This window comes from Microbispora sitophila (assembly GCF_014892245.1).
GTDB classification, from domain to species: Bacteria; Actinomycetota; Actinomycetes; order Streptosporangiales; family Streptosporangiaceae; genus Microbispora; species Microbispora siamensis.
Genome location: NZ_JADBGC010000028.1, coordinates 123329 through 133118 on the forward strand (window position 1 = coordinate 123329; position 9790 = coordinate 133118).

Consider the following 9790-nt stretch of genomic DNA (forward strand, 5'->3'; position numbering starts at 1 on the left):
TCCGTACTTCCTATGGGCCGCTGGCGTGCGGAGACCGGAGCTGGCTGATTGAGGGTTTGACCCGACGTCGGCTTGACACACATTTCAGCCTCGGCACGCGGTTTCGCGCCTCGCGCGCCCGGGTCGTGGCCTTTCAGGCTGCTCTTACACAGGTACCGTAGAACGATACCTATGAACGAGTCCGTGCCCGCGAAAGTCCTGGTCGTTGACGACGAGCCCAACATCCGGGATCTGTTGTCCGAGGCACTGAGTCTCAACGGTTTCGACGTGCGAACCGCGTCCAGCGGACGGGCGGCGCTGGAAGCGGTGACGTCCGAGCGGCCCGACATCATCGTGCTGGATGTGATGCTGCCCGACCTGGACGGCTTCACGGTCGCTCGCAGGTTGCGTGAGGCGCAGGACAGTCCGCTGGTGCTCTTTCTGACCGCCAAGGACGCCGTGTCGGACCGGATTTCCGGCCTGACCGCGGGCGGGGACGACTACGTCACCAAGCCGTTCAGCCTGGAGGAGGTCGTCTTGCGGCTGCGGGCGATCTTGCGCAGGGTCCGGCCCGCGACGGAGGAGGTCGATGACGGGGTTCTCCGTTATGCGGATCTGGAGCTCGACGAGGAGGCCCATCTCGTGCGGCGGGCGGGACGGGCCATCCATCTGTCGCCGACGGAGTTCAGCCTGCTGCGCTATCTGATGATCAACGCCGAGCGGGTCGTCAGCAAGGGACAGATTCTGGAGCGGGTGTGGGACTTCGACATCGACGGTGACAGCCGGATCGTCGAGTCCTACATCAGCTACCTGCGGCGGAAGATCGATGCGGAAGGCCGGCCGTTGATCCACACGTTGCGTGGGCTGGGGTATCGCCTGCAGGATTCTTCATGAGGCTGGTTCGGGGTTCGTGGTCGCTGCGGCATCGGCTGCTGGCCGCCTTGCTGGGCCTGTGCGCTGCTGGTCTGGCCGTCTTCGCCGTGGCGGGTGTGTTGCTGTTGGATCGGGTCCTGCTGGCTCGGGTGGACACCCAGTTGTCTGATCTGGTCCTCACCCTCGGCCGGCGTCCTCCGCCCACGGCGCCGCCTCCACGTTTCAGGGACATGGAGCTGCCGACACAGTTCCGGATGACGTTCTACGACGCGTACGGAGGCGTGGTGCGGCAGATGCCGCCCGACCTCTCCGACGGGCCCGCCCTGACCGCCCAGGAAGCCGCAGCGCTGCCGGCTCGTCCCGTCACGGTGGCCGGGAGGACCGGCTCGGAGGAGTGGCGCGTGCTCGTGGCCAGCGTGCCGGGCGGCGGACGGGTGGCGGTGTCGATGTCGCTGGCGGCCAACCAGGAAACCGTGCGGCAGTTGCTGGTCATCGAGCTGGCCGCCGGCGTCCTGGTGTTGTCGCTGCTGGGTGCGGTCGCCTGGTTCGTGGTGCGGTTGGGCTTGCGTCCGCTGAACCGGATCGAGCGTACGGCGGAGGCGATCGCGGAGGGGGACACCGATCGCAGGGTCGATGACACCGATCCGCGCACCGAGACCGGCCGGTTGGGGCGAACCCTGAACGTGATGCTGGAGCGCCTGGCCCTCGCGCTGCGCGAGCGGGAGCAGTCCGAGCGGAGGCTGCGTCACTTCGTCGCCGACGCCTCGCACGAACTGCGTACGCCGCTCACGTCGATCCGCGGCTTCGCCGAGTTGTACCACCACGGGCACAGAACGCGGGACCCGGCGGCTGAGCGGCTCTTCGGCCGGATCGAGGGCGAGGCGGAACGGATGGGCGTGCTGGTCGAGGACATGCTGCTGCTGGCCCGTCTGGATCAGGAACCCACGCTGGAGCCCACTGTGGTGGACCTCCGGGTCTTGGCGGGGGATGTGGTGCACGCCGCCCAAGCCCGTGACCGGGAGCGCCCCCTCCATCTGCGCATCTCCGACGACCCGGTACTCGTGCGTGGCGACGAACACCGCCTGCACCAGGTCATCGCCAATCTGGTGGGAAACGCGATCACCCACACGGCGGCGGGCACCGCGGTGCGCGTCACGGTCAGACGACGGACGGGCGCGGAGGTCGCACCTCATGGGGCCGTGCACGCGGGATCAGGACCTGGCGCGGCTACTGAAGCGGCTCTGGTCGAGGTGCGCGACGAGGGACAGGGCATCGCGCCCGAAGATCTCCCCCATGTGTTCGACCGGTTCTATCGTGCGGACCCGAGCCGTTCGCGCGCGTACGGCGGCACCGGGCTGGGTCTGGCCATCGCCGCCGCGCTGGTGCAGGCGCACGCGGGCAGGATCGAGGCGGGCAGTGTGCCCGGCGCGGGAGCGACGTTCCGCGTCGTGTTGCCTTTGTATCGGCCTCAGGACGGCTGAGCCTGCCGCGGTTTTGCATATCAGCTAGGACATAACGGGCAGGGATGGGAGCTGTGGCACAGCTCGTCATCGTGCCTCGACTCCGAGGAAAGAGGCTGGTCAACAAGGCCGGCGACCGGCGATGAGCGCACCGATTGTTCATCTCTGATTAGGGGGCGATTCACACATTATTCCCAGCTTCGTGCTGTCAGATGTGCTCTGACACCGAAGGAGGGACATGCTGCAGAGATTCCGCAAGCGAGCCGTCTTCCAAGGTCAGACCGGACAATCCACCGCTTCGAGCGTCTTGCCGGAAGACGATGCCGGTCATCGGCTGCGCGCCCCGAGCAAACTGCACGCGTTCAACCGGTACGAGATCAAATACCTGATCGACGCGGACCGGGTCGACGAACTGCGCGAGGAGTTGGAGAACCGGCTCGACCGCGACCGGCACTGCCCGGACGAGGGCTACAACATCTGGAGCGTCTACTACGACACCCGGCAGCTGCGCTTCTACTGGGAGAAGATCGAGGGTCTGAAGTTCCGCAGGAAGCTGCGGGTGCGCCACTACGGCGACGGGTTCGCGGCGGCGCCGGACACTCCGGTGTTCGTCGAGATCAAGCAGCGCGTCAACCGGGTCACCCAGAAGCGCCGGGTACGCCTGCCGTACGCTGACGCGCTGCGGCTGTGCGACGGGCGGCAGATGGTCGACCACGAGCCGTCCCAGCGGGCCTTCCTGGAAGAGGTGCTCGACCTGGTCTCCCGGCTGGAGCTGCGCGCCACCGCGATGACCGGCTACACCCGCCATGCCTACATGGGGCGGGATGCCGACGTGGGGCTGCGCGTCACCTTTGACCGCCGCATCAGAGGCCGGGACCGCGACTTCCACTTCGGCGCCGACGCGGACAACCGGCTCATCGTCCCCGCCCGCAAAGCGATCATGGAAGTCAAGGCGAACGAGCGGGTCCCGTACTGGCTCACCGACCTGACCGCCAAGCGGAACCTGCAGGTGGCGCGGGTCTCCAAGTACTGCCAGAGCGTCGAGGCCTACGGGCTGGCGCCGCGCTCCGTCTTCCACATTCCCGACAACGATCACATGCCCGACCACGACCATCTTCTCGGCCGCGAGCGGTCGAGGGCTCACATGGAGGCCTGACCCCTCATGGACTTCTCCTTCCAGGATCTGTCCGGCACGTTCAGCGTGGCCGACATCGCCATCGCGATGGCGCTGTCGTTCGTGCTGAGCGCGATGATCGGCTGGGTGTACCGGGCGACGCACCGCAACGTCTCCTACAGCCAGTCGTACGTGCAGACGCTCGTCATCCTCGGCATGCTCATCTCGCTGATCATGCTGGTCGTCGGCTCGAACATCGCGCGGGCGTTCGCCCTGGTCGGCGCGCTGTCAGTCGTGCGGTTCCGCAACGCGATCAAGGAGACCCGCGACGTCGGGTTCATCTTCCTGGTCATGGGCGTCGGCATGGCCGTCGGCACCCGCTTCTACCTGCTGGCGATCGTCGCGGCGGTGGCGATCTCGCTGATCGTCATGCTCATGCAGCGGTTCGACTGGTTCGCGCTCAACGTACGCCGCCAGGTGGTCAAGGTGCAGGTGCCGGCCGACGAGGACTTCACCGCCACGATCCAGGACGTGCTGGTGCGGCACACCGACGAGTTCGAACTGGTCAGCATGGAGTCGATCCGCGGCGGCGCACTCACCGAGCTCATGTACACCGTGAGGATCAAGAAGGGCAGTGAGCCCGCCGATCTCATCTCGGCTCTGCGTGAGCGCAACCACGGCCAGTCCGTCACCGTGCTCACCGGGTACGACCAGACCGACCTGTAGGCGGCTATGACCCATCCCACCAACCGGCGACGGCTACGCCACCGAATCCCGATCAAGCTCCGGCACAACTGGAAGCTCGTCGCGCTGTGCGCCGCCTTCCTGGCCGCGTGCTGGGGCGTGTTCGGCAGCGGGACGATCCGCCCGTACGTGACCACGGTCCAGACCGCTTCCGCCGACACCGTCACGACGAACCTCACCGGGACCAAGGACCTGTTCGACACCACGGTCGCGCACGAGGTGAAACTGACCTTCACCGACGCGGCGTACCAGGACATGCTGACCGAGTACTACGCCAGCGGCGAGAAGAAGTACGTCGAAGCGGATCTGACCATCGACGGGACGCGCATCCCCAGCGTAGGTGTCCGGCTCAAAGGCAACTCCACGCTGATGGGCCTGACCCGGAACGGTAAGTCCCGCAGCAGCGGGCAGGGCGGCTTCCCCGGCGGACGCCCTCCCGAGGGCTTCGAACCTCCCGAGGGCTTCGAACCTCCTGAAGGCTTCCAGCCGCCGGAGGGCTTCCAGCCGCCTGGCGGTGAGCAGCCCCAGGCAAACGGACAGCCGAACACGAACGGCCAGCCGAACACGAACGGGCAGCCGGAAACGAACGGGCGGCCAGGCGGCGGGATGTTCGGCGCCCAGTTCAAGGCCGAGGAGCCCGAGAAGCTGCCCTGGCTGATCAGCTTCGACGAGTTCGTCGAGGGCCGCCGCTACCAGGGCCACACACAACTGGCTGTGCGACCCGCTGCGATGGGCTCGACGACGATGCTCAACGAGGCGCTCGGCATCTCGGTCGTCGGCGCCGCCGGCGAGCCGACGCAGCGCTCCACGTACAGCTCCTTCAACGTGAACGGCCGTTCCTCCACGCCGCGCCTGCTGGTGGAGTACCTCGACGAGGGCTACGCCGAGGACCTGGGCGACGGCGTCCTGTACAAGTCGCTGGCCACCGGATCCTTCGTCTACAAGGGCGAGGACCAGACCGAGTACGTCAACGACTTCAAGCAGATCAACAAGATCGGCGGCAAGGATCTTCAGCCCGTCATCGACCTGGTCAAATGGGTGAACGAAGCTTCCGACGCCGAGTTCACCGCCGGCCTCGCCGACCGGCTGGACGTGGAGTCGTTCGCCCGCTATCTGGCCCTGCAGAACCTGATGGTCAACTTCGACGACATGGCCGGGCCGGGAAAGAACTACTACCTCTGGTACGACTCGGGCAGCAAGAAGTTCACCGTCATCACGTGGGACCTCAACCTCGCCTTCAACGGCGATGCCACGGCCGGCGTCCACGACAGCATCAGCATGGGATTCGGCCGTGGCCGCCCTCGCCAGAACGGGCAACCCGCACAGAACGGTCAGCCTCCGCAGGCCGGTCAGCCTCCGCAGAACGGCCAGCTTCCCCAGGGCGGCCAGCCGAGGGGTGGCATGACCATGGGCCACCCGCTGAAGGAGAAGTTCCTCAAGAACGCCACCTTCAAAAAGGTCTACGAGGAGCAGTACAGAAACCTGTACAACAAACTCCTGGCCGATGGCAGCGCCTCCAAACTGCTCGACAACCTCGTCAGCTCATACAAACTGAACAATGGAGCCGACACGGCCGCGATCGAAACCGACGCGAAGACACTGCGGACGTTCCTGCAGACGCGGACCGAGAGCCTGGGCTCGGACAAGGCGATCAACGGAACCTGATCACCGGCGCTTCTCAAGGGCGCGGGGACAGCATGCGGCCCCGCGCCCTCGGCCTGTGAACTAATCGGATCGCGTCCAGCTCGCATTCTCACCATCGGCCGGTCCGCCGCTCACGTGACCCTCGAGGACGCTGATCAGCACCTATCGGCGCATGCTCCGTTTCCGCCAGTGAACCGCCAGTCGGCACCGGAGTGAGGCTTCCCTTGTAGGTGATGCCACGCAGATCAGTTCGGCCACCTCCGGTGCCACTCCATCTATACGAAGCAGCGCAGCACCTGCTCATGCACTGCCCGCAGCCCGACTTCCGCAGAGAGACTCCAAGCGGCCATCACCGCCGGCGTCACTCGTCCCAGTCGGGTTCGGCCGGGTCGCGCAGTTCCCGGACCCCCGCAGGACCGAGGTCGGCCAGCGCAAAAGTGTAGGTGCCGATCACATTGATGTGCCGGCGGACGAACGGCGACAAGCGGGCGACATCCTCCTCAGCCAGCGGGTGACCCGCCGCCCGCAGCCGGGCCAGGGCCTTGTCGACGTAGAAGGTGTTCCACAGCGTGACGCAGTTGAGCACCAGGCCCAGGGCGCCGAGCTGGTCCTCCATGCCCTTGTAGTAGCGCTGGTAGACCTCACCCTTGCGGCCGTGGAAGATCTTCCCGGCCAGGGCGTGGCGGGACTCCTGCAGGTTGCGGATGCCCTTGATGTCACGCCGATACGGCTCCTCCACCGCGTAGGTGAGGATGTGCAGCGTCTTGAAAATGCGGCCATAGGCGGCGATCGCGTCCCCCAGCGGGGTGGGGTTGCCGTCGCGCTGCAGCATCCTCATCACGTCGTAGGCGCGGATCCGGCCGGTGTAGATCGACACCACCACCCGCAGGATGTCGTCCCAGTGCCGTTTGACCTTGGCCAGGTCGATCTTGCCGCGGGCGAAGCGCGCCAGCGGCCCGTAGTCGGCGTCCTGGATCCGCCAGCCCTTCTGATCGGGGAGGTCGGCCAGCGCCGGCCGGTACTGCATGCCCAGCAGATGCACCAGTCCGAAGACCACGTCGCTGTAAGATCCGGTGTCGGTCACGATGATGTCCGGCCGCTGCCCGCCGTCGCGCCGGAACAGTACATCGATCATGTGCAGCGAGTCCCGGGCGGTGCCGGTGACCACCTTCGCGCCCAGCCCGGTCCCCTGGTCATTGATCATGTTGAGCCAGGTCAGGCCCCTCTTTCCGCCGAAGAATTTCCGGTTGGGCCGAGTGTAGATGGACGGCACCGGGACCACGAACCGCATGCCGTCGATCGCGGCGACCAGGCCGCCGCCGAGCTGCCGGGCAAAACCGATCTTCGCCTGTTCCTCGATCAGCGGCGCGTTGGCCAGGGAGAACGTCTCGGCCGACAGGTAGTTCTGGGCCACGTGGCTGAGCCGGTCGCGCTCCAGTGCCGCAGTGCCGGCCTTGATGACCGGCGCGTAGCCGATGTTCAGCGCAGTCGCGGTCAGGCAGGCCGCCACCGAGACATCGAAGTCGCTCAGCTTGCTCACCCCACCGGCGGCCGAGGTGAAGGCCGCCTCGAATCCGGGGACGCGGCCCATCACCTCCAGCAGCAGCTCGGGCAGGTCCACCCGGGGCAGCATGCCGGCCACCCGCTTTCGCAGATCCACCAGGGACGGCGGTTCGGGCATGGCCTTCAGCCTGGCCACGTGCAGCCGCCCCTCCTCATCGACGGTGACGTCCACGCCGTCGGTGCCGAGCCGGGCGACCACGTCCCGCAACGCCAGATGCAGCACCAACGCGTGCTCGGCCAGCAGCGTCTCCGGATGCTCCGGCAGCTGCAGGTCCGTCAGCGCAGGCCCCTTGGCCGCCGCCCAGTCCGCGCCATCCAGCAGCTGGCCACGCGGATCCCGCCAGCGCGCCGAGGCCTCGGCGTAGACGTCGCGCCGCTTGAGGTGACGGTGGAACTGGGTCAGCACGCACATGGTGTAGGCGTTCTTGTCCACCGTGCTGCCATACGATCCGGCCCGAAACACCAGCCGCTTCCACGACCCGCTCACCAGCGCGACGTCGATGTCGTCCTCGGTCACCTTCTTCTTGCGGCCGTCCAGCAGCCGCGGCAACATCTTCATCGCCGCCAGCACCTGCTGTGCTTCGGCGTTCGCGCCGAACTCAATCACCGTGGTCAGCGTCTTGAGGAACCCCGACACGGTCGCGATCCGCTCGGCCAGCAACGCCCCCATCGGCATCGGCATCGGCGCCGGGCGGCGGCACCATCCCGGTCACCGCGGCCACCGCCTCCTTCAGTTCCCGGCGCGGCACCATCGCATCGATCGCCTCCCACACCTGCTCCAGCCGCAGCTCCTCGCCGTACTCGGTGACCTCCAGCAGCGTCTCCACCGCCACAGCGAGCGTGGCCGAGTGCCGAGCAAGCTTGGGGTGCTGGCGGGCACGCTCCTTGTCGGTGGCGGTCTCGGCCCTTGCCGATCAATTCGGTCGTCATCAGCAGATCGAGCAAATCCAGACAGTCGTCGACCGACTTGCCCTCCAGGTAGATGACGGTGGCCAGCAACGTGGCCAGCTGCCGTGAGGGGCCGTGCCGGCGCAGCGTGGTCGCCGTGGCGGTCATCCCGTACCGGGCCAGATCCACCATCCGCCGGTGCGGCACCCCCGGCGGCAGCTCCATCGCGCCCAGGCCGACGCTGAGGATCTCGCCGGCGCGCTCCAGCGCCTTCTCCATGTTTCGGCCCGAGGGCACCGACGGGCCCTTGCGCCAGCGCTCCAGATCCGAAGCCCGCGCCCCTTCCGGCACCTCCAGCAGCCGGGCCAAAATCGCCTGCTGCCGCGGCGACAAGATTCCGTACAGCGTGTCGTGCAGCCGCTCGGTCGCCTCATCGCGCACCCGGGCGATCAGCCGGGTCAGCGTGGTCACCCCCGGCAGCAGCACCTTGTTGGTGCGCAGCCAGCTCACCCCGTCGACGAAGATGCTCTTCTTGCCGTCCCCGGTGTTCCACGCCCGCGCATCCACCCACGCGGTGAACTCCGCCTCGAGCGCGGAGAACTCCCGCAACCCGTACGCCTTCTTGATCTCGTCCTGGTGGTCGAACTGCGTCTGGCGCCGCTCGGTGTACTGCTTGACCTGCGAAACGTCCGCCACGCCGAGCTGATCGGCCAGGTAGTCGATCACCTCGGCCGGGACCTCCAGCGGGTCCGGCAGGAACCGGCCCACGAACCGGGCCGTGGTCAGTTGCAGGGCGAACCCGAGCCGGTGCTGATCGCCACGGCGGCGCCCGATCAGCTTCCGGTCCGCGTCGTCGAGGAAGAACATCTTCTCCAGCTCGGCCCGCGTCGGTGCCCCTACGTAGCGGCCGTAGGCGGCCGCCTCCTCATCGCTCAAGAACTCAACCGGCATGGGCCCAGAAAGTAGGACTCATCCACCAACCTGGACCAGGCACAAGATCGAATTGTGATCCGCCAACAGCTCAGGCGACCCCCGCCAGCTGCGTGATTCCGCAGGCCAAGCACGCCGGAACGGTCATCCACGCTTACCTAAGTCCTGAGGGCCGTCTAACGCGACATTTCGTTCGTATGCTGCTCACCCCCGGGTTCACAGCTGGAAGTCGACAACCAGTCCGACGGTCCGTGCCGGGTCACCAGGAGGGGTGACAGGCGAGCTCTCTGAACGGTCCGCCGTTTGCCAGTGGTGCTGAGAGGCTGGTCGCCGCTTCGGTTCATCAGGCCACCACCGGCCCGGGCGTGAGCCGGGGTAGGGAGGCCGGCGACTCGAGCCGGGAACCGAGGACGCGGGCACGCAGTCGTACTGCGGGCACGGTGTGGTGAAGCACTGCTTGGGCGAGGGTGTCAACGACGCTCGAATTTTGACCCCCTAGCGACGCCTGAAAGTTGACCCCCTGGCGTTGATGTTGGTCGTGGTTGCTACTGATGGTCGTTGCTGGTCTCGGCTGCGGGAACGCGGCCGAGGTCGC

The 9790-nt window shown here is 67.0% G+C and carries 7 protein-coding genes; 5 read left to right on the forward strand and 2 right to left on the reverse strand.

The genetic code is table 11. The annotated features are described in order from the left end of the window. The first annotated feature begins 171 nt into the window (after positions 1-171). From IL992_RS37835 to IL992_RS37855, 5 genes are all read left to right on the forward strand, one after another. Positions 172-873 (forward strand): response regulator transcription factor, encoded by a 702-nt coding sequence (locus IL992_RS37835; RefSeq protein ID WP_193208116.1) that lies wholly within the window; start codon positions 172-174, stop codon positions 871-873. Continuing rightward, a complete protein-coding gene (locus IL992_RS37840) occupies positions 870-2333 on the forward strand; it encodes a sensor histidine kinase (protein WP_193208117.1) in 1464 nt (487 codons plus the stop codon). Before IL992_RS37835 ends, IL992_RS37840 begins: the two co-directional genes overlap by 4 nt. 217 nt (positions 2334-2550) lie before the next feature. After that, positions 2551-3468, forward strand: a complete 918-nt coding sequence (locus IL992_RS37845) for a polyphosphate polymerase domain-containing protein (protein ID WP_193208118.1) — start codon at positions 2551-2553, stop codon at positions 3466-3468. 6 nt (positions 3469-3474) lie between these two features. Continuing rightward, positions 3475-4152, forward strand: a complete 678-nt coding sequence (locus IL992_RS37850; protein WP_193208119.1) for a DUF4956 domain-containing protein — start codon at positions 3475-3477, stop codon at positions 4150-4152. Positions 4153-4158: 6 nt separating this feature from the next. Next, positions 4159-5835, forward strand: a complete 1677-nt coding sequence (locus IL992_RS37855; RefSeq protein WP_193208120.1) for a CotH kinase family protein — start codon at positions 4159-4161, stop codon at positions 5833-5835. 340 nt (positions 5836-6175) lie between these two features. On the opposite strand, the gene IL992_RS47040 is transcribed toward IL992_RS37855, so the two are convergent. Further along, complete coding sequence (locus IL992_RS47040; RefSeq protein WP_226874531.1) at positions 6176-8047, reverse strand: Tn3 family transposase; 1872 nt, start codon at positions 8045-8047, stop codon at positions 6176-6178. Further along, positions 7990-9216: a DUF4158 domain-containing protein gene (locus tag IL992_RS47045; RefSeq protein WP_226874532.1), complete on the reverse strand. Its 1227-nt coding sequence runs from the start codon at positions 9214-9216 to the stop codon at positions 7990-7992. Before IL992_RS47045 ends, IL992_RS47040 begins: the two co-directional genes overlap by 58 nt. Positions 9217-9790: the final 574 nt, after the last annotated feature.

Excerpts from the sequence above, each read along its gene's own strand:
- IL992_RS37845 (WP_193208118.1), top strand. The coding sequence starts at position 2,551 with ATGCTGCAGAGATTCCGCAAGCGAGCCGTCTTCCAAGGTCAGACCGGA.
- IL992_RS37855 (WP_193208120.1), top strand. The coding sequence starts at position 4,159 with ATGACCCATCCCACCAACCGGCGACGGCTACGCCACCGAATCCCGATC.
- IL992_RS47040 (WP_226874531.1), bottom strand. The coding sequence starts at position 8,047 with ATGGGGGCGTTGCTGGCCGAGCGGATCGCGACCGTGTCGGGGTTCCTC.
- IL992_RS47045 (WP_226874532.1), bottom strand. The coding sequence starts at position 9,216 with ATGCCGGTTGAGTTCTTGAGCGATGAGGAGGCGGCCGCCTACGGCCGC.
- IL992_RS37850 (WP_193208119.1), top strand. The coding sequence starts at position 3,475 with ATGGACTTCTCCTTCCAGGATCTGTCCGGCACGTTCAGCGTGGCCGAC.
- IL992_RS37840 (WP_193208117.1), top strand. The coding sequence starts at position 870 with ATGAGGCTGGTTCGGGGTTCGTGGTCGCTGCGGCATCGGCTGCTGGCC.
- IL992_RS37835 (WP_193208116.1), top strand. The coding sequence starts at position 172 with ATGAACGAGTCCGTGCCCGCGAAAGTCCTGGTCGTTGACGACGAGCCC.